The sequence below is a fragment of the Ruegeria sp. ANG10 genome (genome assembly GCF_040705255.1).
Taxonomy (GTDB): Bacteria; Pseudomonadota; Alphaproteobacteria; order Rhodobacterales; family Rhodobacteraceae; genus Ruegeria.
Genome location: NZ_JBFCVU010000001.1, coordinates 616,355 through 637,848, shown reverse-complemented (window position 1 = coordinate 637,848; position 21,494 = coordinate 616,355). Strand labels below are relative to the sequence as shown.

Sequence of the window (21,494 nt, the reverse complement as noted above, 5' to 3'; positions counted from 1 at the left end):
TATTTCTCCTTCACGCAGCCGCATCCTGGGCACCGACAATCAGGCCCAGAACATCTTGGACGGAACTCTCCGCAGTTTTGACAACGCCAACGGCGCGACCCCGGCGTTGCACATGCACGCGGTCCGCGACCTCAAAGACGTCATCCAGCGAATGCGAAATCAGGATCACGGCAAGACCCTGTTCGCGCAGCGTCTTGATCAGTTTCAGCGTCCGCGCGGTTTCCTGCGGACCCAAAGCTGCCGTGGGTTCGTCCATGACCAACAAGCGCAGATCTTCGTGATAGACCGCGCGCGAAATCGCGACCGCCTGCCGCTGGCCGCCTGACAGGCTTTCGGTCATCACATCCATCGACCGAAGCCGGACGCCCAGGCGATCTTCCAAAACCCGGGCGGCCTCGGTTTTCATACGCTTGTTGTCCAGAAACGGAATTCCAAAAACGTTCTTGGTCAGCTCATTGCCCAGAAACATATTGGCCGCTGGTGACAGGTGATCAGCAAGTGCGAGGGTCTGGTAAACCGCATCAATCCCGTTTGCGATTGCGTCAGAGTGGCTGGCCATCTCCAACGGTTTTCCATCCATCAGGATGTGACCTTCGGTGGGTTGATACACTCCGGTCAGGATCTTGATCAGGGTGGATTTACCCGCCCCGTTGTCCCCGACGATGGCGAGTACTTCTCCTGCATGGGCCGTCAGATCGACGTCCTGCAGCGCGGTCACCCCACCGAAGCGTTTGGTTATTCCCAGCATTTGAACCAATGGCTGTTCGCTCATGGTTTCCTCCTTTGCGCAAAGCTCCGCCATGGCGGTCGAAAGACCGCTGAGGTGGGTTTGCGCTGTGTCATCTTTTCGAGCGGGGCCTTTGCCAACTCAGGCAAGGACCACCGGATCGGTTACTTGCCCCAGATCTTTGCGTAGGCTTCGCGATAGGGGCTGTCAGGGTCAAATTGGTTGCTGTCGCCCAGCTTGGCCAGACCTTCTTCGGTCACCAGTGCCGGTGACGTGACATAGCCCGAGCATGCCTCGCCCTGAATGGCGCGGTTCAATTCGTCCACCAGTTGCCAGCCTTGCAGGTTGAGTGGCTCGGCCACGGTGATGGTCTGGTAACTGCCGCTGCGGATACGCTGGAATGCGGCCTCGGACCCGTCTCCGGCGGACCCCGCTTGCGGGCCATCTGCCGAGGAAATACCAGCCGCTGCAAGCGCCGGTCCCATGAAGTCGAAATACAGATCGTTGATCGCAAGCGCGTGCGTCCACTGATCGCCATACTTCTGCAACAGGCTGGTGGTCAGCGGGCCCATTCGGGCCGAGGTATCAGCGATGGGTGTGTCGACATATTCCAGCACCGTGCCGCCTGCAGCTTCGATGGTTTCTTTGATCCGGTCCGCCTTGTCGATAGCGATCTGATAGGTTGAGTCGGTGAAGATAATCGCTCCCACACCGTTGCCGCCATCATCCATCGCCCATTCCGCAGCCACCTCAGAGACGGTCATTGCGTCGGTTGAGACATTGGCAAAGATACCCCCGGGCGCGTCACATCCGATCTTAGGACCGGAATGCCAGGCCACCATCGGGATGCCCGCGTTTACCACGCCTTCCAGCGCGGCCTGCTGTTCGATGGCGTCAAAACCGTTGATGATGATCCCGTCTGGCTGCAGAGCCAGCGCCTGACCAATTGCCCCGGTCCGCCCCTGAATGGAGCCGGCACCGTCAAGTACGCGCACGTCCCAACCAATTGTACCGACCGCTTCTTCGACACCGTTGGTAACCCCAAGAATGCCGCCGTTCTTCAGATCACCTGCCACGACAACTATGGATTTGCCTTCGACGGCCTTTGGTCCGCTAGTGGGCCCGTCAAACGCGGTCTCGGCAGTCGCCGACACACCTAAACCCGTCAAAAGTGCGGCGGCGGATACCGTCATGAAAGTCCGTTTCAGCATAATCTCCTCCCTTATGCTGTTTACTTTTTGGCGCCTTTGCGACGCTGGGCGTAACCGGCAATACCGATTGCGATCAGCAGCGTGACACCGTTGAACATCGGCTCGACCCAGAAGGATCCACCGAATTGCTGAATGCCCGAGATACCAACAGCCAGGATCGCGACACCCACGACTGTTCCCCAAACATTCACGCGTCCCGGCTTGATGGTCGTGGACCCAAGGAAGGCTCCGACCAAAGCAGGTAACAGGAATTCAAGACCGACCGAGGCTTGGCCGATCCGCAATTTCGACGCCAGCAACACGCCCGCAAAGGCGGTGATCAGTCCCGATGACATGAACGCACCGATGACGAATTTTCGTGTCGGAATACCGTTCAGCTGCGCGGCGCGCTGGTTTGCACCTATCGCATAGAGATACCGGCCAATCGGCGTGTACTCCAGGATCAGCCACATCGCGACAGTGATCGCCAGCACATAGAACCCGGTGATTGGCAGGCCGAAGACAAAGGTGCCGTTGATCGCATAAAAGCTGTCAGGCAATGCCCCGACCATCTGACGCCCACCTGTGTGCCACAGCGCCAGCGCATAGAGCACCGTACCCGTCCCCAAGGTGGCGATGAAGCTGTCGATCTTGGCAACCTCGACCAGCAATCCGTTCAGGAATCCCGTCAGCAGACCCAGCGACAGGACGATAGCCACCGCGATAGGCCACGGGATGCCATAGATTGTCTGCAATGAGATCGCCAGAATATGCCACAGCACGATCCCGTACCCGACCGTCAGGTCGATACGCCCTGCGGCCATCGGGATCATCGCCCCCAAGGACAGCAACGCTATGATAGCCTTGTCCGAGATAATCGCCCGCAGGTTCAGAAGCGTTGGAAACGTGTTCGGCAGAAGGATTGAAAACAGGATGATCAGAAAGCCTGTCAGCAGGACCAGACCATAAACCGGCAGAAACCGCAGAATACGTGTTTTGACCGAGGCACCTTTCAACTCGGCCTTGGTGGGTTCCAGCGCGTTGGATTCAAGCGATTGCATAGTCGTATTCCTTAACTCGCCACTGCGTTCGACGCCGAAGCAGCCTGTATCAGGTTTTCAGTTGTCAGTTCGGTGCCCGTCAGTTCGCGTACGATCTGACCCTGACTGAAGACAATAGCGCGATGACAGATGGCCGCGACTTCCTCAAAGTCTGTCGAGACGACAATGATGCCAACACCGTCCTCCATGGCGCGGTTCAGCAGGGCGTAGATTTCCGCCTTGGCACCAACATCCACACCCGCGGTCGGATCTTCACAGATCAACAGCTTGCGTTTGGTTTCAAGCCAACGCCCGATGACAACCTTTTGCTGGTTCCCACCCGACAAGCTTTCGATCGCCATGCTTTGATCATTGGGAGACAGAGCCACATCCGCACCAATACGCGCGGCACTTTCCGTTTCAACCCGATGGCTCATGAAGGACAGCAACGACCGCCCTATAGCCGCAGGGTTCAGGAACGTGTTCTCGCGGATCGTCAGCGACATGGCTACAGATTCCTCGGTTCTGTCCCGCGCGACCAAGCCGATCCCGGACGCCATTGCGGTTTGTGGAGAGCTCAGGTCAGGCGTCTCACCATGCAACGAAATCTGACCGCTAAACGCTTCCGACCCGAATAGCGCACGCGATACGTTCTCGTGCCCTGCGCCGCGAAGGCCCACAAGACCGACGATCTCATTGGTCTGCAGTTGAAAGCTGACATTATGCGCTGCTTCCATATTCAAGCCGAACACCTCAAGCAGCGTATCGCCCGGCGGGATGTCCGGCTTCATCACCTGCCGAGTCTTGCGACCGACAATCATATAAACCAGCTCTTCCGGCGTCGTATGGTCAATGCTGCGAAGACCAACCATCTCGCCGTCCCGCAGAACAGCCACCCGGTCGGCAATCTGAAAAATCTCATCCAGCCGGTGAGACACATAGATCATGCCGACGCCCTGTTCCTTCAAAGGACGTAGCGCCTCAAACAACCTCTCAACTTCATCGGCCGGAAGCGACGCCGTCGGCTCATCCAAAACCAGATAGTCGCAATCCACCGCCAACGCGCGCGCGATTGCGACCAGAGATTTCTCGGTGCGTGACAAGTCCTGCACCCGCGTGGTCGGATCAAACTCGCACCCCACCTTATCCAGGGCATCCTGCGCAAAGCTGTCGACGGACTTCCAGTTGATCAGCCCGCTTTTGCGTGAGTAGCCGAGGGCCAGCGCAATATTCTCGGCCACCGTCATCCATTCGATCATGCCCAGATCCTGGTGGATGAAAGCAACGGACTGACGCTCTCCAAATCCGCCTGGACGATGTTCGTAAGGCCGACCATTGATCAGAACCCGACCTTCGTCAGCTTTGTGTATGCCGCCAAGGATTTTGATGAGGGTCGATTTGCCTGCCCCGTTTTCGCCCAGCAGGGCGACAATCTCACCGCGTTCGACATTCAGAGACACGTCGCGCAACGCATAGGTGCCTCCAAAATGCTTCTTTATCCCGTCGAAGAATAAATTGTTTTGCGCAGTGCTAGGCACAGCCGCCTCCTCCCAGACCTAGGAAACCCCAATGCTCCTCAACATCGTATTGAGTTACCCGTAACGTTACGCTAGCATTCGCACAGGTCAGCCTATTGTCAACAAAAAAGAGTTACCCGTAACGTAAATGAGCAGTGACCCTGATAAAACAAGTAAAAACAATAAGGTGAGCCTCGCAGAAGTGGCAAAGGCTGCAGGCGTTTCCAAGATGACGGCCAGTCGAGTCTTGCGCGATGAAGGCGGGTTTTCGGAAAAAACGCGTGCCAAGGTTATGGCCGAAGTGGATAGGTTGGGCTACCTGCCGAATCGCTTGGCGACTGTTTTCGCGGGCGACAAGAAGTCTACTTTTGTCGGCGTAAGCATCCCGGAACTGGGCAATGAAATCTTCGCGCAGGTTCTGGAAGGCATCGACCGCAAGCTTGGTGCGTTCAGCCATCAAACCGTGCTGGGTTTGACCGAGCATGAAATCGACCATGAGGAAAAATGGATCGAGACCGTTCTGTCTTGGCAACCTGCCGGGCTGATCATCACGGGACGCTCGCATAGCCAGAAGGCAATCCAAATGCTGCGCGGTGCGGGCATTCCTTTGGTCGAAATCTGGGATTTCAATTCCAGTCCCCTTGATATGTGTGTTGGGCTGAACCACTTTGACAGCGGCTATAGCATGGGCCGCTATCTTGCCGGAATGGAGTACCAAAAGTTTGGCTACGTCGGCACGTCTCATGATGTGGCAAATGCTGCTACCGCGCGGCTTCATGGGTTCTCGAAGGCTATTGAAGACGCAAACGGGCGACTTGAAAAACAGCTTCTTCTCAAAGACACGCCAGGTTTTTACACCGGGTTTTACGGCACCGAACAATTGCTGGCGGCGCATCGCGACGTTGAAGTCATTTTCTATCAAAATGACAATATGGCAATCGGCGGACTGCAATACGCTCAGAAAATCGGCCTGAGCGTCCCCAGCGACATCGGCATCGCAGGATGGGGCGACCTACCAATTTCGGCGATACAACCCTATCGGCTGACATCAATCGCGGTCCCTCACCTCAGAATTGGCCAGATCGCTGCCGAGATGGTGCTGGCACAGATCAATGGTGAACCGACAAAATCCACAAAGGACGTCGGGTTTCGGCTCATTCCCGGAAGTACAGTGAGGAAAGCCAGGTCGAATGAATAGCCAGGCTTCTTGCCTTCACCAGCTTCATTTTTCATACCAAACTCTTCAGAGAGTTTGCGAGGTGGAGCAACTAGCCTCAATTCCTTAAAACTCTGCAAAAGACAATCGATGCACGTTGTTATACAACCTCGGGTGTTCACTACTGCCAAACCAAACTGTGAACATCCTTGAAGCGGTGTTATGTGACGCGATCTCTGGTTGAGTGATGGCCGTTCAGTGGAACAAGTAAGAAAGGCTGTCTCGGGGACTTTGCTGCCGTTGACTGGAGTGATGACGATAGCCGCTGCCAGCCCGAAGCTGACATTCGGGGAATCCTAATTGCAAGGCCCGGTAGGGTTCGGAATCGAGTTGCGAAGAGAAAGAAATCTCATATCCGTGCCCTTGATCAGTTGTCCGATCTGAGGTTGGATGTGAAGAATAACAGCCAACTGCGGCACAAAAAAAGCAATGAGTGCGTTAAATGGGAAAGCAGTTTGTCGTGATCACAGTACCAAAGATGTGGTTGCTTGAGCGTGCGTTAATCCAAATTAAATCTATCAAAGATAGGCGACCAATCCACGAATCCTAATGAGAATTTTTGCAAGGATTTCGAAGGGCCCTGCTTCAGGGCTGTAAACCGTGGCCGAGCCAACCATGCCAAGCTGCGCGGCGTGGTCGGGCAAGTCCTCAGGCCAGTCCAGAATAACCAGAACTTCGGAAGTCGAGCCTATGGACGCCGCTGAGAGCAGATCCGAGCTCACCGGGATCTGCCCGCCTGATGTGCCTGGTGAGATTTGAGAAACTCTGGAGGTCAGGATTTTTCCCGGCGCCGCATCCAGCACAATTTCTGCTGGCATCCCCGCCGTTAGGGCGACCGACCCGTTCTGGCTGAACACACCGACCAGACGCAATGAATCCGTTTCGATGAACGGCATCACGCCAGCCGAAGAAGTGACCTGATTGCCGGGTGACAGGTTTACGGCTGTGACGATCCCGTCCATTGGTGCAACCACGGTAGTGTCTTCGAGGTCGATTTGTGCGGATTGTAGCCGCGCCTCGGTGGCCTCCAGCGCCGCGCGACTTTCGTCCAGATCCTGCTGCGAGACCGACAGTCCTGGATTTTTGTCAAATACGGTTTGCTGCCGCCGTAGAGTCAGGGATGCAATTTCCACAGATGCCTTGGCCTCGTCGACAGCGGCCTGATACGGAGCTGGATCTATTTGGAAAAGCACTTCTCCGGCTGCCACAGACTGGTTGGGTGTCACTTGAACCGCCGTAACTTCTCCGCGCACCGATGGTGCAATTTCCACGACCACGCCCATGACGGCAATCCGACCCGAAGGCGTCGTTGTGTTTAGCTGGGCAATGACGTACAGGCAAATTCCCAGACCGACCAGGGCGGACATGGCCTTGCTGGGCCGGTTCCATGGCAGCAGCTTCAGCTTGAAAAAAACGAGCCATAGAAGTCCAAAATAGATCAGAAGAATAATTATCACTTTGTGCTCCTGGTTATCTGAGTTTCATAAATCTTGATCATACTATTTGAACAAACTCTGCCCGCCTGACCACCCAGACCTTCGTCCCAAACAGGAGCAGTACGTTTGGCGGCGTCGCAGGATCTGGACATTTTTCGTAGTTGCAAACCATTCAGGTTGCGGAGGCAAATGCCGAACTTTGCAAGTCGCGAAATCGAAGCCCAACTCCGACCACCACACGGCGGCTTGGAGCGCATACTTTCCAATGCTGCGGAACAACAGAAAGTCCACGTTCTTTCACAGGCATTCGTCACTTCATGCGTCATTGCAATGACCTCAAGCCAGCGTGAAATAAACTTCGGCAATTCGCTGAAAGGTCCAAAAGCAGGCGATAGCCGCACATCCACCAGCTAAACCGACTCGTATAGACATCCACAAACTGGAATTCACGCGCCGACAGATTATCAAGGCAGGCCAGAGCGCCAGAATAATGGCGACCTGGCCAAGCTCGACGCCAAGATTGAATGCAAGCAAGCTCTGCCAGATGTTTGGCGATGTAACCTGCAAGATCTTGTGCAACACAAAGCTAAACCCAAGCCCGTGCAAGAGACCAATCAGCGTTGTCAGAAGCACCATCGTGACCTCAGAACGCGCGTTGTCCTTAGAAGTCAAAAACGCCGCTGCGGCTGCAAAAATGATAGAAAGCGCGATCCCGGTTTCAACGGCAGGAACAAACCAAGCGCCCGATGGCACAAACCCGAAAAAGCCCAGCGACAGCGTTACACTATGCCCAACGGTAAAACCGGTTGCACGCAGCAATAGCGCCCTGAGTGTCTGTGCTCCAATGACCAAACACACAACAAAAAGAACATGATCTAAGCCTTCGAGGATATGTCGTATGCCTTCCCAGACAAAACTCAGGAATCCTCCATACCCCTCTTGCTGAACCACCAATGGTTCAGTCATCAGACCCCGAGATCGGAATATCTGCGGTGTGTCCGACGCGTAGTCGAGAATGAGGTTGGCCGTTTGGTCCTGATCCGGCAAGCCGGGGTCTAGCACGTTAGAAATGCTGTACGATTGGACCGGGCCGTCAGTGTCGTAATACAGGACGAGATCGATAATTGTGTCACCAACAAAAAGCGGCGGCATGAGGGCCGTTTCGGTGTCCACGGCCTGTTGAGCTTCGGCCAAAGTTGCAAATCCGGGCTCATTTCCAACTCGATGCAAGCGAACGGCCTGAACTGTTCCTCTTAAGCGCTGATTGTCGACCAACAGATGCAACCCACCTTCGGCGATTTGCCCTAGCCCATTGGGATCGCTCATGACAGCCTGCAAGTCGACAAAGTGGACCAACTGACCGTCGCTCATGGCATTAGTCGTGAATGGTGCAGCTTTCGGCAAGGCATCACCATCCTGATCACCGACCTTGTCTGCAACCAGATAAGGCATGGGCGTACGGATGTAGACACGCAGACCGTCTTCGGAATGCTCGACATGCGAAATTCGAACGTTGAGGTTAAGCAAAAAATGTGCCGAGGCTGACAGCGTCAGTGACAAAAACACACCGACAAACATAGTGCCGAAAGCAAAAACCTTTGGTCTTAAACACTTACGCATTTGGATCGCGAGCCTCGATTACAGTTAATCCATCCAGCTTCCATCGCCCTGACTCAGGTATGACCTCGGCCAGCACCCTAAACGTAACGGCGCGTATGTGGGCGTGCCCCCAATGACCGCCTTGGGCTTTCACTGTCCATTTGGCCAGAGTGCTAAATCCACCCGGTTTGAGGGTCGGGTCAACGCGCTCTAAATTCAGGTCTCTAATTTCGGTAACTGTAGCAAGACTGCCTCCTGGCGTTCGGATCACGAGACCACGTTCAACCTCTGTTGCGATGTCACTCAGAGACGCTTCCGTTACAATGTGTGCCAGCTCTGACTTTCTTGCGGCCGGTGAAATTTCCAGAGACACCGTGCTCAAATTCTCGACCATTGAGCGCAGTATATCTTCCGCAGCCTGCAGCTCAGGGGGATCAGACTTCTTCCAAGGCAAGTCCGGCAAATATCCCGAAAATGCGACTGTTTCCGATGTTGCGGCAATCATTGTTACGCAACTGATGCGCTTTGCAACTTTGCCCCTGCACAGCAGGAAGAAACCAAGTGAGGCGGCACTGATAATCCCGAAGATCAAAGCCATTGCCGGGTTCTGTCTTGTCTGCTGCTCAACTGGAATCTGAGTAACAGATGCTCTTTCGTATTGGAGCAAGCGGTTCTGCCAATGAAATTGAGGGTCTGCCGGTGTCACAGCTCCAAAGAATGGCCCGGCGATATCGTTTGAAATGGTCGCAACGCGAGAAATTTCCTCGTCAAACATATCCCATGTGACCGTCACCTGATCGGGAAGGTCTGCCGATGAGAAAGACAGGATAGCCCCGATAAACGCGTTGTTCACGGACACTTCCTTTCCAGGCTCGACAACCTGAAAACCCTGCGATGTCAGCTCCAGGAGTTTGGCTGTCGCGTTCGACGGTTGCACTAATTTGCCATCAATTGACACCGGGTTACGAGAAGCCAGGAAGACCGCTGCTTGGTTTACGATCAAGGCGCTACGCTGTGGCGAAAGTGTTTGACTGACTTCGGTAGTTTCACCAATCCAAGGCGCCAGTTCACGCAAACGGATCAACGTCTCATGCCGAACTTCACGAGGTTCGATGTAGAGAAAGGTGGATGTCCCGTCCTGAGCTTTTCGATTCAGGCTTTCAGCAGAAAAGCGGCTATCCCACGGATCAGGCCAGTGAATCTTTAACTCTGCGGGCTTTGCCAAGAAACTGAAATCCGTGACCGGAACCTCTCGGTCAAAAACCTGCATCCCGATTGTCACCAGTGGTTCGCCATCCTGCGATGGAGGCATTATGGTCAGCTCGTTGGGAACTGAGTTTTGAAACGGAAAGAACACTTCGACGAACAGAACACGCGGATCTTTTGGCGGGCTGGGAACAATTTGACCCGAGAATGGATCGCGCTGACCTGCAAGCGGCGAGGCCCGGTCGATGCGCGTTCGGTATTCTAACTTTCTGATTTCAGCGTGTAGGGGCTGTTCGTCCCTTGCAACAATAGACAGCGCCCGACTTTTGGCTTGGGCAGAACCTTGATCGGACTCTTGTTCAAATTCAGGCCCACCCTCGACGAAATCGGATGACAATCCGATTGGCAGCATATCCGCAAACAAAGGAATATCTTCGACATAGACCTCAAGGTCGACGTAAACCCCATCATCTTTGACATGAAGGACAGCAATATTGGGTGCGACTTCCGAACCGTTTGTCAAAACGACATCTGCTGAAACGGCCTGTGCACCCGAGGCCATCACGCTCAGCATCAAGAATAGTCGGCACAGATACCGCCAAATTGGAATTTTGTTCACCCCTGAACGTTAATTTTCCGGCATTGGCGGTGGCGTGTAACCATCCCATTTGCCGGCTTGAACCTTTTCAGAAGGCTCTTTTTCTTTTGAACGCGGTGCATTGATGTATTCGTCGCTCACAGCTGGTGGCAGCGCATAGTCGTCAACACTCGCTTCCCGAACAACGATCTGATTCTTGGTTACGTTTATCACCTGTAGATCTCGCGCCAGCGTAAGCGGTCCATCGTATGTCGAACGAACACCTTCCAGGATTGCCTGATAGTTTTCGGGCGAAAGAACAGAGTGATACCCTAGGGCCATGCGTGGCTCGACAGCGGACATAACTTTGCCGAAAGCCGCAGGTTCCGTATGAACGCGCGTAGCTACGTAAGTCGCCTGTTTCATGTCCCAGCCAAAATAAGGGGCTAGCGCATCCGGTGGTAGAAACGCCTCGTGAGAAGCGAGGTCCGCCCCTTTGGCATATTCGACATACCATTTGTTCGGGTATGTATCGCCACCAAAGACGTATTTCAGCCCATTCCATTCTAGAGAGTAGCTTACCGAGCCATCTAGACTGTGGATCGCAGGCCAAGAACGGATAGTTACGTCGTTCTCCTCATAAACGATCTCGTTTTCCTGCATGTAATCGAATTCAGTGACTTCGAGCTTGGCGCCATCATCCGGCAGCGCCCCCGTACGTGTGGCCAAATCCCAAGCATAGGCTTTGGACATGCCATCAACATAGGCTTTGGTGCCCAGTTCATCTTCTGATCCGGACGGGCCGAAGATGCGGAGCGGGGTATACCTGCCTGAAAGCCACCCCCCAACGTGGAGGCCCATGAAATCTCCAACGTGGTCAACATGTAAATGGCTGAAAAAGACCTTATCGACCTTTGCAAAGTCCGGTCGCAGCGAGAACAGGTTGCCCGTTGCGCCAGTTCCTACGTCAAACAGAAAGACGTCCCCATTCCCAAGTTCCACATAAAACGAAATCGAAACGGCTGCCTTGGTTTGGTTTGGCATCCCCGTACCCAATGCCGTGATACGCATCTCATCCTCGCCGAGGATTTCAGTGTTGGGAAAGTAAGACGCGGGATATACACCGTTTTCGATTTCAGTGGCACTCCGACCCGTCGGCAAGGCGTTTTGGGCCGTGGCAGTGCCAGCCAGTGTCACGCCTAGTGCCATCAATGTACCAGCTGCGGTTTTCATTAAGTTATTCATTGATCCCCCCTTCAAAGCGAAGCCTCGTAAGAGAACACGAAACCGTGAACCTCTCGTTCACCATAGACATCTCTACGGTAAGTCCATAGACTGCTCTATGTCAAATAAAGAATGCTGTAATCTGAATGTCAGAATCTATCGCTCGAAACTCACCAAAAAACGCCGCGACCAAGGAAGACTGGATATTGCTGGCCTACAAAGTACTCAATGAGGGCGGCGTTTCCGCGATAAAGGTCGTGCCAATGGCAAAGCGACTGAACCTGACAAGCGGCAGCTTTTACTGGCATTTCAAGAACGTCCGTGAGCTTTTGGATGAGGTTCTCAGATATTGGGAGCAGGAACTGACTGACAAAGTGATCGCAAAGGCAAAGACATTTGGCGGCCCCCCGGAAGACCGCATTCTTCTTCTTATGAAAAAGGTCATTGAAGAGGACGCCGCCTTGCCAGATCACGCTGTCTCAGTGTGGGCGAATACCGATGAGAAGGTAAGAGAAGCGTATCAAAGAACCATCGGCAAACGATTCCAGTTCGCCGCCTGGATGTTTGAGCAGGCCGGGTTTTCGAAAGAAGAAGCGAAAGCGCGTGGAAGACTGATGGTTACTTCGCTAATGGGAGACTCTTCGACCGGTCTGAAAGCGCAAGGCGATTGGGAAAAGGTTATAGAGCGGGAACATGCAATTCTTGTCGGACAGTAGAAGATAGAAGAAGAATGTTGCCCGGCATTGTAAGTTTGCTCGAAACGGACTGCCAGTTTTCAATCGCCCTGTAGAAACAGCTTACGCAACAATGCCAGAAGCCGACGTTCAGTCTGTGACCATCAAGGTCCGCTTCGTCCGCACAGCTGACTTTGAGCGGTTTCTCCCAAATGACCGATGTGCGGACAAAGCGGCCCTTTATCACAAGTCTGCGAATGACGCTTTGTCACTTTTTGGCGAAGCGCGATAGCGTGCGCTAACGTAACTGTAGCCCCCCGATACTCTCCCATTTGCAAGTGGCATCCTTCAAGCAGGCGTGTACCGCAGCTTTGGTTTGCGGATCGTAAACATCGGTCCTGTCACCCGCAAAGTGACCTGCATTCTTCATTAATTCTTGAATATCCCAGATCACACTGTTGTCGGCTACCGCCAAGGCTTCATCCCATATAACCTGCGCTTCAACCAACCTGCCTTTTTCCTCATAGATGGCGGCAAGGCGAAACAGCGCTTCAATGAACGGTGGGGAAGTTGCATGGCCTGCATCGTAGTTTTCTGGCCGCGCCAATCGGATGGCTTCCTTGTAGCTCGCCTCTGCTTCCTCCAAACGATCTAATTGTTCGAGAATTTCGCCTTTCGTGGTCCAAGGCATATGCTCCTGGCGCCCATTTTCTATTAGCCTGTCCACTGAAGTTAAGGCGCCCGCCCAATCCTCCACTTCCATTTGTGCGTTCACTTTGAGTCGCAACCCATCGCTGTAAACAAAATAGAAGTTTGAATTGTGCCCACTAAACACATCGGCCGCACATTCATTTCCGGCGGCCCTTAATTCAGATATTTGCGCTCTGAATCCCTCACCTAATTGCTCGTAGAGTTCCGGGCCTTGTGTCAAATACGACAGCTCCTCTAACGCTGCCTCGTATTGCTCAATCTGCATGTTCTGTCTTGCGCGCAACAGCATCAGGTACTCGGGACGATCAGTTGATTGTATCAACAGGTCCAGCGCATTCAGCGCCCCCGCTTGCGGTCCATCCGCATAGTTGGCCAAATGGTTTACGAAAGCCATATCCGGGTTGTTGGGACTCTTGCCTTGTTCTCTTTTTAGGATCTTGTCCAGTGCCGAAGGGTCACGCCCCCCAACCTTCCAGATCACCCACGTCATATACCCAAGTCTCCGGCTTGGTGCGCAATAAAGAGGGTCTAATACCAGAGCCTGCCGGTAGTCAGAAATCGCGGATTCCAAATTCCCAGCCGGCATGCTCAGTCGTCCTCGCCAATACCAAGCCCAAGCCGAGTTCGGATTGAGCTCTAGAGCTTTGTTGATATCCGACATGGAACCCGCGTAATCACCCATAATCCCTTTGAGCCACGCTTGGTCCTGCCAAGTATGATCAATGTGATCGTCAGTTGGGTATTTCGAAATCGCCTTGTCGTGCGCAGCCAGCGCCTCGGCGCAGATTTCGACCTGCTTGTCCGTATGGCGGGCGCTCTTGCAAGCAGCCAGCGTGGAATCGACGCGCTCAAACGCCATAGTTTTGAATGATTTGTAGACGATCAACCCAACTCCAGACGCAGCCACAATAATGGCGAGCAACCGAATTCTATTACGCAAAATCATTTTGTATGGGCATCAGTTTTTTATGAGAAATGCAGCTTTTTGTGTACTGATGCGCGGAATGTATGGCTGAATTAAGGCAATTTGTTTGAAGCGTCTCGCCATCGGACGTTTGTCCAAAGTGCAGCATCGGTTAAAATGGGCTCGATACAGGCGTTCGGCAGAATTCAGTGAATGTCTGATACGCGGACGAAACGGACATTCCTGGCGATTGTATGTGGTTGTCATTTTCCTGCATAAGATCACCTGAGCGGACAATCAAATCGTTCGCCGTGTAGCAGAAAGCCGTCACATAACTCGCATTTATCTGACATGCGATCTGTCTGCAAATTGTCGAAACGGCTCCCAACATTTGTTGGGAGCCGCACTTGTTGAAAATGAACGGAGTTGGAAAGTCAGGCGTGTCCACCACCGATCAAGCCGATACCCGAAGTCAGACCGAACCAAGCTTTGACCCGCAGACCAACCGCCTTGATGATACCCATTGCCTGGATCCCGTGGGCGACAAGTGTTCCTTCCATGTCACCTTCAAAACTGGTGGTGTAGGATTGGACGATGCAACCACTCCCTGGAACCAAAAGTTCGCGGTGTTCTGGGTGCACCAGATCGAGATGCACAACGATCTGACCCCGTTTCGCCTTTTCACTGGGCTCAATCAGGCGACCGCTGGGCGCAAGCTGACCGGAAGAAATCTGCTCCTGAATACGTACAATCCTTGCAGGGAGAACGGTATTGCGCATCGAGATGTTGAAGTTGCTTTCGCAAGCCACCTCTGCGGCCATACCTTCGTACAATTCAGTGCGAGAAACCTGCGAGAAACCGGCAACGATACGTCCTTTCTCAGCATCTTTCCGATCGGGCACGATCAGCATGGCGGGGCTCATTGCGGCTTGTGCTGCGCGCGATCCGACATTCAGGGTAACTTGTTCAACTACACCATCGACAGAGCTGAGCGTCAGGGTCTTTGAGAGTTCCACCTGAGCCTGCTGTAACGATGCACGCGCCGATGCAAGTTGGGCGGGCAGAACAGCCGTTGCCTGAACTTGCGCCACACCAAGTTGCGTTTCAGCAGCCTCAACCTCAGCTTCCCGAGTGCTCAAGGTTGCTTGAGCGCGCTCCAGCTGGCTCACTTGAAATGCTGCAGAGCCCTTTGCTTGAAGCGCCTCGTGATCCATCAGCACCAGCTCAGCCTGTTCTCTAGCGGTAACTGCGGCATCCACCACGGCCTGCGCGGTCTGGACCTGCAACTCAGCGGCCAGTTTCGCGCTTTCAATCTCTTCAACTTTGCGCATCGCGAGGTCTACAGCGGCTTGTTCCGACGCGTTCTCGACGGCAAAAAGCGGATCGCCCGGTTCTACACGATCACCGCCCTTTACATAGACATCGGTCACTGTTCCGCCGTTCTCAGCGACGACTGGAACGGTTCTGAAGGGCACAAGACCTGTGTAGGATTTTGGGTAGTAGTAGAACACGGCAAAGAAAACGATCAGTGCCAGGACGAACCACATGAAAAGCGCCCGGTGAACATTGTACAGGGTGACTGGCAGCCCGCGCCATTTCAGGTAAATAACGCGCAAGACAAACGGAAAAGATGTGACGAGCAGCTCGATCATTTTACAAACTCCTCTTTCGAAGGACGCCACCAAAGCATGAAGTCGCGGGCGATTGCGGTCAGGATTAGGGCGCCCGGCAGTAGGCTGCTGAAGTGACTCAGGGCTGGCATCAGCTCATACGCCAAGGCTACGGTGAGCATCGTCGGAATAGTTGTACGCAGCGGAGTACCGATTGATTTGTGTTCGGTGTAGCGTTCAAAACGCGCATAGAGATGTACGACTAACAGGATCGCAAGGGCGAGAACGACCAAGCCGACCCATGCATAAGTGTCGGTTTGATTGGGAGCGACCCACCATCTGGGATCACCGCCAGCAGCAAAGGCAGGAGTTGAGATGAGGCCAAGTATAGGCACCATCAGGAACGCGGGTGGTTTCATTTTCATGTCCTTTTGTTGCGCAGCCAAGCTGCGCGCGTAGATTTTGAGTCTCTTGAGAACGTCAATTCTCGGTTGGTTGTTGTGCAGGTTCTGAGGGCTGTTCCTGCGGGGAGTAGGGTGGATCCCAACGACGCCCGTTCGGTGTTTTCTCGCCAAGTGGCGAAGTGCGCAGACCGCGAATGTTCCCCCCGGACCACTCTTGTTTGGCGGAGTTTTGGATTGCCCTCAGTACACGGTAGTACCTTGCGAAGTAGATCATGGTCGTTTCCTTTCTGATGACCCGGACCTAACCGTCATCGCGCCTACGATCCTGAGGGTTCTGGACATTTGTTATTGGCTTCTGGACAATTGCAGGGACTGCAGGGAGTTGCGTGCAAGTCAGGGGAGGACGTAACAGTGCCACGCATTAGCGCTTACAGACTGCAAAATGTCGGGCTGCGTTATTCGCAAGAACCCGACGCGCGCATTCCGTTTCCTGAAGTCTTGGAAATGGCAGGGGCACCCATTGATATCGGCGGCAGCCCCGACGCCACTGTCGAGCTGCTACACGAGGCGGGTGCAGTTGAAACTGCGTGCCGGGTTTTGGAAGATAAAACCTTTGCCGCGCGCGTCGGGCTATCGGCGCAAGGTCCCGGAACGCTTCTGGCTTACATCGTGCGGGCGGCCGAAACAGTCGAAGACGCGCTGGCCTTGACGCAGCGCTTTTATGCTATGCAAGATCCTGACTTGCGTCTTGACGTATTGGGGGCGCCCGAAGAGCCAAAGATCACTCTGGAGAGCAGTGTGATCCCGGCGCATCAATATCCTCGCCACCGTGAAATGCTGATATTCGGTCTTTATAAGCGAGTTCAACAAATCACCTCTGGCGGGCTTGCCCCGATCTCTATCGAGTTGGAAACGGACGATGCCGAGCACTGCCGGCTGCTGGCGGATTTGGCGGGATGTGAAGTCTTAGGTTTCAAGTCCGGATACGCCTTGGCCCTGCCCACAAACGGCATGAGTTTTAAGATACCAACGGCAGACCCCACCTTATTGGGACATTTACGAAGGCACGGAGAAGAGCAACTGAAGGCGCAGCCTGATGCAGTCCGTAGTCTGTCCGACCGCATAATGGATATGCTCGGCGAACGTCTTCCCGGACCGATACCAAACGGCGACGATATAGCCGGAGAACTTGGCCTGACGCGTCGGACCATGACACGGCACCTGTCGGCCGAGGGAACAAGCTTTAAGGCTCTTCTGGAAGGTGTGCTGTGCGACCTGTCCAAACGCATGCTGCGTAGCGGTGAGGGTGTTGCCCGTGTTGCCTTCATGCTTGGATTTGCGGATCAGGCCGCCTTTTCGGTGGCGTTCAAGCGCTGGACAGGTGAAACGCCTGCCAGATTCCGTAAAGCTGGCCGCTAGAGGGACTGGCACCGGGGATCGAAAGATGTCCAAGATCCACAAAACCTTGTCCCGTCTCCAAAAGAAAGCGGGCCATCGGGGCACCTAGTTCAATGGCACACAGCAGCCACGGTGGTTGCTGACCCAGAACAAGGATGAACCCTATGAAGACCTCGAAGAAATTCATTATCGCCCCGATCTCAGGCGCACTTCTGATCACCATGGCGGCAACAGCTCATGCTGACTACGTCACCGACAAAGCGATCAAAGGCGCAGTTGTCGGCGCCACTGTCGCCGGTATCGCAGGCGAAAGCATCGTAGGTGGCGCGGCCGCTGGTGCCGCAGTCGGAGCCGTAGGCGGTGCGATTCAGAAGGACAATTTTGAAGATGCGCAGGACGAAGCTCAAGAGCGTCGCGACGACTTCAAAGAAGAACACAAAGACTGGAACGACTAAACCTCGGCCGTCAGCGAAACAGAAATAGGAGAAACACAGCCGAACAAACCCGACCGGTCAGCATGCGCTGTTAGCATCCAGACGCAGTTTGACTGACCATCCCGCACAGAACTCGCACAGTTTCTGATAGGTTGCCATTCGGCTCGGGAAACGAGCCGGGTGGCAACTTTGTTTTGGACCCCCAAACGTCGCACGTTTGCGGTAGCAGCGGTTCCGAACTTCAGTCGCCAATCTCGCCCCCGGTTTTGTCCAAAACCCAAAAACAACCGTCCAGAAACCAAACGAACTGTAACCGGCAACAACCCAAATCGGGCTCACCTGAATGACATCGACGAGCCGGCAGCCGAGGTACTTCTGTTCACTGCCGCACTTTGCAACCCAATGCCAAAGGAAACGGCAATGAACCTATTCGCAAACTTCGACGCAGAGACCCTGGCACGCATCCAGTTTGCCTTTACTGTGTCGTTTCACATTATCTTCCCGGCCTTTTCCATTGGCTTGGCAAGCTTCTTGGCCGTTCTCAATGGCCTCTGGCTATGGCGCAAGGACAAGGTCTACCTCAAACTCTTCAACTACTGGAAAAAGATCTTCGCCGTAGGCTTTGCCATGGGCGTCGTGTCCGGCATCGTGATGTCTTACCAGTTCGGCACGAACTGGAGCCTATTCTCGGACACCGCGGGCCCTGTGATTGGTCCCTTGATGGCCTACGAGGTCATGACCGCCTTCTTTCTTGAGGCTGGGTTCCTCGGCATCATGCTCTTTGGTCGCGAACGCGTCGGTCCCAGCTTGCACATGGCGGCGACGGCGATGGTCGCACTAGGTACGCTGATATCGGCCACGTGGATCCTGTCGGTCAATTCCTGGATGCAGACGCCGGCCGGGTTCGACATCAACGAGCTGGGGCAGTTCATTCCCGTCGACTGGTGGTCGATAGTCTTCAACCCATCCTTCCCCTACCGCCTGACACATATGGTCCTTGCCGCATATCTCACCACTGCTTTTGTGGTGGCCGGGGTTGCGGCCTGGCACTTGCTGCGACGCAATCGCACGGCTGAGGTCACCCGAATGTTCTCAATGGCGATGTGGATGGCCGTTCTGGTCACCCCTGTGCAGATCGTTGCCGGCGACCTTCATGGTTTGAACACGCTGGAGCATCAGCCGCAGAAAGTGATGGCGATGGAAGGTCACTTCGACAGCCATCCCGGAGGTGCACCGCTGATCCTTTTCGGCATTCCGAACGAGGATGAAAAGCGCGTGGACTATGCCATCGAAATCCCGAAACTATCTTCGCTGATCCTGAAGCATGATCCCAATGCGCCGCTTGACGGGCTGGACACTATCCCCGACGACGAAGAGCCTCCGGTCGCGATCGTATTCTACAGCTTCCGCATCATGCTCGCCGTCGGCTTTGCCATGCTGGGTATCGGCTTGTGGTCTCTTGTTCAGCGGGTTCGCGGCCGCCTCAACGACGATCGCTGGTTGCACCGGACCTCCGTCCTGTTGGCGCCCAGCGGGTTTGTGGCGGTACTGGCTGGTTGGATCACCACCGAAGTGGGGCGCCAGCCGTACACGGTGTACGGGCTGATGCGGACATCGGACTCACTGTCACAAGTGGATGCACCTACTGTTGCCGCGTCTTTGGTAGCCTTCATCGTAGTGTATTTCGCCGTGTTCGGAGCGGGCACGTTCTACATGCTGTGCCTCATGGGGAAACCACCTGTCGAAGGTTCCCAGCAAAGTCACAAACCCCTTGAAATCTCTACTTTGGCGGAGGCAGCGTAATGCTTGAACTCTCGACAATCTGGGCAGGTATCATTGCCCTTGCTGTTCTGACTTATGTGATTCTGGACGGGTTCGATCTTGGAATTGGTATCCTATTTCCATTCGTGAAAACCGACAAAGATCGCGATGTCATGATGAACTCGGTCACGCCTATATGGGACGGGAACGAGACCTGGCTGGTCATGGGAGGCGGAGGTTTGTTTGCTGTTTTCCCGCTGGCTTATTCCGTGGTGATGCCAGCTATCTATTTGCCCGTTATCGTGATGCTTCTTGCGCTTGTCTTCCGCGGTGTTGCCTTCGAATACCGCTGGCGAACCGTGCACGGGCGCTGGCTGTGGGATGTCGCGTTTCACGGTGGTTCAACCGTGGCTACCTTCTGCCAAGGCGTCGCGCTTGGCGCGCTGGTCCAGGGTATCCCGGTAGAAGATCGGCTGTACGCAGGTGGACAATGGGATTGGTTGACGCCGTTCTCTGTCATGACGGGTGTGGCCTTGGTGATCGGGTATGCCTTGCTGGGAGCAACCTGGCTCAATATGAAAACCACGGGCGAGATACAGCGCCGGATGCGTTCTTATGCCCGCCCGCTGATGCTGATGACGGTTGCGTTGATCGGTCTGGTCAGTCTTTTGACCCCATTCCAAGACCCCATCTATCTGATCAGATGGTTTTCGTGGCCCGGTATTGTTTTCTCTGTACTAGTGCCGGCTATCGTTGCTGTCATTGCATGGATGCTTGATCGCAGCCTGAGGGAACAGCGAGACTATCAACCCTTCTTCTGCGCCATTGCCTTGTTCGTCGTCTGCTTCATCGGCATTGGGATCAGCTTCTATCCCTATATGCTACCCCCAAGCCTCACGATTGCTGAAGCTGCAGCGCCGGACAGCAGTTTGGCTTTCGCTCTGGTCGGAGCCGTCATTCTGCTGCCTGTGATCCTGACTTACACCGCCTACACGTACTGGGTTTTCCGCGGGAAGATCGATCCAGAGGAGAGCTACCATTGACACTACTAAAGCAAGTTTTCTGGTTCGGTGCGATCTGGCTCGGCAGCGTCTTGTGCCTAGCGACTGTCGCTTACGTGATCAGGTTGTTCATCAGCTGAAATGGCAAGGATACCAATGCTCGCCCGTCAGCATGTCTAGCTCGCGAAAACACTAGTCCAAGCGCCGAAAGAAACCCCGTTCCAGCTTACCAGATTGCCAATAACTCGCGGCTGGCTGGGTCGCCTCAAATTTAACAATTCAAGGGGGCTGTTATGCTTTCTCGTACAAAACCAATGCCCGTGCACTGGGATCAGATTGATCCGGCTCTACCCACTCTACCTAAGCAACCAAACCGGGGCCGCAGCCACTCGTCCGGCATGTTGTCCAAGTTGTTCACAGGGCTCCTTGCTGCAGGGCTTGCGACCTTCGTTCTATTGCCCTTCACTTCGGCCCTTGCAGGGACTGTCACGAAAGACCTGTCCCCAATTGTGGACATATTGCTCGTTCTTCTCTCTGCACTTGTCGTTTTTGCTGCCACAGCCGCAATAGTACTAAAAGGATCAACACTGCGGGCCGTCCTCGGGCGAGGGTTGGCCTCCCTCGGCGCAGCGCTAATCATCTCACCCGTAGGGCTTTCGATCCTGTTCGCATTATACCTGAAAGACTGGGTATCGATCGTAGTAGACACGTCTATCGAGCAGGCGGGAAGAACCGCGATATCCCTGTTTGGCGGTATCTTCGTTGCCAATGCCCTCGCTATGGGATTGGCGTTTGGATGTTTGTCTCTGCTACTTGGGATCAGGCTAATGCAAAATCGTCCTAAACCACTCGTTTCGCATTAGGC

Annotated in this window: 18 protein-coding genes; 7 read left to right on the top strand and 11 right to left on the bottom strand. The window is 54.3% G+C overall.

All coding sequences use genetic code 11. The annotated features are described in order from the left end of the window. Nucleotides 1-10: 10 nt before the first annotated feature. From AB1A64_RS02905 to AB1A64_RS02890, 4 genes are all read right to left on the bottom strand, one after another. Nucleotides 11-772 carry an ATP-binding cassette domain-containing protein gene (locus AB1A64_RS02905; RefSeq protein WP_366550027.1) on the bottom strand — a complete coding sequence of 254 codons (762 nt, stop codon included), beginning with the start codon at nucleotides 770-772 and terminating at the stop codon, nucleotides 11-13. Nucleotides 773-891: 119 nt separating this feature from the next. Continuing rightward, nucleotides 892-1,938 (bottom strand): substrate-binding domain-containing protein, encoded by a 1,047-nt coding sequence (locus AB1A64_RS02900; protein WP_366550026.1) that lies wholly within the window; start codon nucleotides 1,936-1,938, stop codon nucleotides 892-894. 20 nt (nucleotides 1,939-1,958) lie between these two features. Further along, a complete protein-coding gene (locus AB1A64_RS02895) occupies nucleotides 1,959-2,978 on the bottom strand; it encodes an ABC transporter permease (RefSeq protein ID WP_366550025.1) in 1,020 nt (339 codons plus the stop codon). A gap of 11 nt (nucleotides 2,979-2,989) precedes the next feature. Beyond that, a complete protein-coding gene (locus AB1A64_RS02890; protein WP_366550024.1) occupies nucleotides 2,990-4,495 on the bottom strand; it encodes a sugar ABC transporter ATP-binding protein in 1,506 nt (501 codons plus the stop codon). A 127-nt stretch (nucleotides 4,496-4,622) separates the two neighbouring features. On the opposite strand from AB1A64_RS02890, the gene AB1A64_RS02885 reads away from it, so the two are divergent. Beyond that, nucleotides 4,623-5,672, top strand: a complete 1,050-nt coding sequence (locus AB1A64_RS02885; protein ID WP_366550023.1) for a LacI family DNA-binding transcriptional regulator — start codon at nucleotides 4,623-4,625, stop codon at nucleotides 5,670-5,672. Between the two features lie 536 nt (nucleotides 5,673-6,208). Here AB1A64_RS02885 and AB1A64_RS02880 read toward each other — a convergent pair. The 4 genes from AB1A64_RS02880 to gntH form a co-directional block, all read right to left on the bottom strand. Then, complete coding sequence (locus tag AB1A64_RS02880) at nucleotides 6,209-7,147, bottom strand: efflux RND transporter periplasmic adaptor subunit (RefSeq protein WP_366550022.1); 939 nt, start codon at nucleotides 7,145-7,147, stop codon at nucleotides 6,209-6,211. A 315-nt stretch (nucleotides 7,148-7,462) separates the two neighbouring features. Continuing rightward, on the bottom strand, nucleotides 7,463-8,686 hold the full coding sequence (locus AB1A64_RS02875) for a HupE/UreJ family protein (protein WP_366550021.1): 1,224 nt from the start codon (nucleotides 8,684-8,686) through the stop codon (nucleotides 7,463-7,465). 52 nt (nucleotides 8,687-8,738) lie between these two features. Further along, nucleotides 8,739-10,505: a hypothetical protein gene (locus tag AB1A64_RS02870; RefSeq protein ID WP_366550020.1), complete on the bottom strand. Its 1,767-nt coding sequence runs from the start codon at nucleotides 10,503-10,505 to the stop codon at nucleotides 8,739-8,741. 54 nt (nucleotides 10,506-10,559) lie between these two features. Next, nucleotides 10,560-11,753 (bottom strand): guanitoxin biosynthesis MBL fold metallo-hydrolase GntH, encoded by a 1,194-nt coding sequence (gene gntH / locus AB1A64_RS02865; protein WP_366550019.1) that lies wholly within the window; start codon nucleotides 11,751-11,753, stop codon nucleotides 10,560-10,562. Between the two features lie 125 nt (nucleotides 11,754-11,878). Between gntH and AB1A64_RS02860 the strand changes: the two genes are divergently transcribed. Beyond that, nucleotides 11,879-12,448, top strand: a complete 570-nt coding sequence (locus AB1A64_RS02860; RefSeq protein ID WP_366550018.1) for a TetR/AcrR family transcriptional regulator — start codon at nucleotides 11,879-11,881, stop codon at nucleotides 12,446-12,448. 256 nt (nucleotides 12,449-12,704) lie between these two features. Here AB1A64_RS02860 and AB1A64_RS02855 read toward each other — a convergent pair whose 3' ends face one another. The 3 genes from AB1A64_RS02855 to AB1A64_RS02845 all read right to left on the bottom strand — a co-directional run bounded on the left by AB1A64_RS02855 (nucleotide 12,705) and on the right by AB1A64_RS02845 (nucleotide 16,050). Further along, a complete protein-coding gene (locus tag AB1A64_RS02855; protein ID WP_366550017.1) occupies nucleotides 12,705-14,003 on the bottom strand; it encodes a tetratricopeptide repeat protein in 1,299 nt (432 codons plus the stop codon). A 452-nt stretch (nucleotides 14,004-14,455) separates the two neighbouring features. Beyond that, nucleotides 14,456-15,673: a biotin/lipoyl-binding protein gene (locus AB1A64_RS02850; protein ID WP_366550016.1), complete on the bottom strand. Its 1,218-nt coding sequence runs from the start codon at nucleotides 15,671-15,673 to the stop codon at nucleotides 14,456-14,458. Next, the gene (locus AB1A64_RS02845; RefSeq protein ID WP_366550015.1) at nucleotides 15,670-16,050 is read right to left on the bottom strand and encodes a hypothetical protein; all 381 of its coding nucleotides are present in this window, start codon (nucleotides 16,048-16,050) and stop codon (nucleotides 15,670-15,672) included. Before AB1A64_RS02845 ends, AB1A64_RS02850 begins: the two co-directional genes overlap by 4 nt. Nucleotides 16,051-16,446: 396 nt before the next feature. Between AB1A64_RS02845 and AB1A64_RS02840 the strand changes: the two genes are divergently transcribed. From AB1A64_RS02840 to AB1A64_RS02820, 5 genes are all read left to right on the top strand, one after another. Continuing rightward, the gene (locus tag AB1A64_RS02840) at nucleotides 16,447-17,454 is read left to right on the top strand and encodes a helix-turn-helix domain-containing protein (protein ID WP_366550014.1); all 1,008 of its coding nucleotides are present in this window, start codon (nucleotides 16,447-16,449) and stop codon (nucleotides 17,452-17,454) included. Between the two features lie 143 nt (nucleotides 17,455-17,597). Then, nucleotides 17,598-17,888: a glycine zipper domain-containing protein gene (locus AB1A64_RS02835; RefSeq protein ID WP_058283947.1), complete on the top strand. Its 291-nt coding sequence runs from the start codon at nucleotides 17,598-17,600 to the stop codon at nucleotides 17,886-17,888. Between the two features lie 399 nt (nucleotides 17,889-18,287). Beyond that, nucleotides 18,288-19,670 (top strand): cytochrome ubiquinol oxidase subunit I, encoded by a 1,383-nt coding sequence (locus AB1A64_RS02830; RefSeq protein WP_366550013.1) that lies wholly within the window; start codon nucleotides 18,288-18,290, stop codon nucleotides 19,668-19,670. Continuing rightward, the gene (gene cydB / locus AB1A64_RS02825; RefSeq protein WP_366550012.1) at nucleotides 19,670-20,671 is read left to right on the top strand and encodes a cytochrome d ubiquinol oxidase subunit II; all 1,002 of its coding nucleotides are present in this window, start codon (nucleotides 19,670-19,672) and stop codon (nucleotides 20,669-20,671) included. The genes AB1A64_RS02830 and cydB overlap by 1 nt, the downstream gene beginning before the upstream one ends. Continuing rightward, entirely contained in the window at nucleotides 20,668-20,769 is a 102-nt protein-coding gene (locus tag AB1A64_RS02820) for a DUF2474 family protein (protein ID WP_171672839.1), read from the top strand. The genes cydB and AB1A64_RS02820 overlap by 4 nt, the downstream gene beginning before the upstream one ends. Nucleotides 20,770-21,494: the final 725 nt, after the last annotated feature.

Coding starts and splice junctions, on each gene's coding strand:
- AB1A64_RS02905 (WP_366550027.1), bottom strand. CDS start 772: ATGAGCGAACAGCCATTGGTTCAAATGCTGGGAATAACCAAACGCTTC.
- AB1A64_RS02900 (WP_366550026.1), bottom strand. CDS start 1,938: ATGCTGAAACGGACTTTCATGACGGTATCCGCCGCCGCACTTTTGACG.
- AB1A64_RS02895 (WP_366550025.1), bottom strand. CDS start 2,978: ATGCAATCGCTTGAATCCAACGCGCTGGAACCCACCAAGGCCGAGTTG.
- AB1A64_RS02885 (WP_366550023.1), top strand. CDS start 4,623: ATGAGCAGTGACCCTGATAAAACAAGTAAAAACAATAAGGTGAGCCTC.
- AB1A64_RS02870 (WP_366550020.1), bottom strand. CDS start 10,505: ATGCTGAGCGTGATGGCCTCGGGTGCACAGGCCGTTTCAGCAGATGTC.
- gntH (WP_366550019.1), bottom strand. CDS start 11,753: ATGAATAACTTAATGAAAACCGCAGCTGGTACATTGATGGCACTAGGC.
- AB1A64_RS02860 (WP_366550018.1), top strand. CDS start 11,879: ATGTCAGAATCTATCGCTCGAAACTCACCAAAAAACGCCGCGACCAAG.
- AB1A64_RS02850 (WP_366550016.1), bottom strand. CDS start 15,673: ATGATCGAGCTGCTCGTCACATCTTTTCCGTTTGTCTTGCGCGTTATT.
- AB1A64_RS02845 (WP_366550015.1), bottom strand. CDS start 16,050: ATGAAACCACCCGCGTTCCTGATGGTGCCTATACTTGGCCTCATCTCA.
- AB1A64_RS02835 (WP_058283947.1), top strand. CDS start 17,598: ATGAAGACCTCGAAGAAATTCATTATCGCCCCGATCTCAGGCGCACTT.
- AB1A64_RS02830 (WP_366550013.1), top strand. CDS start 18,288: ATGAACCTATTCGCAAACTTCGACGCAGAGACCCTGGCACGCATCCAG.
- cydB (WP_366550012.1), top strand. CDS start 19,670: ATGCTTGAACTCTCGACAATCTGGGCAGGTATCATTGCCCTTGCTGTT.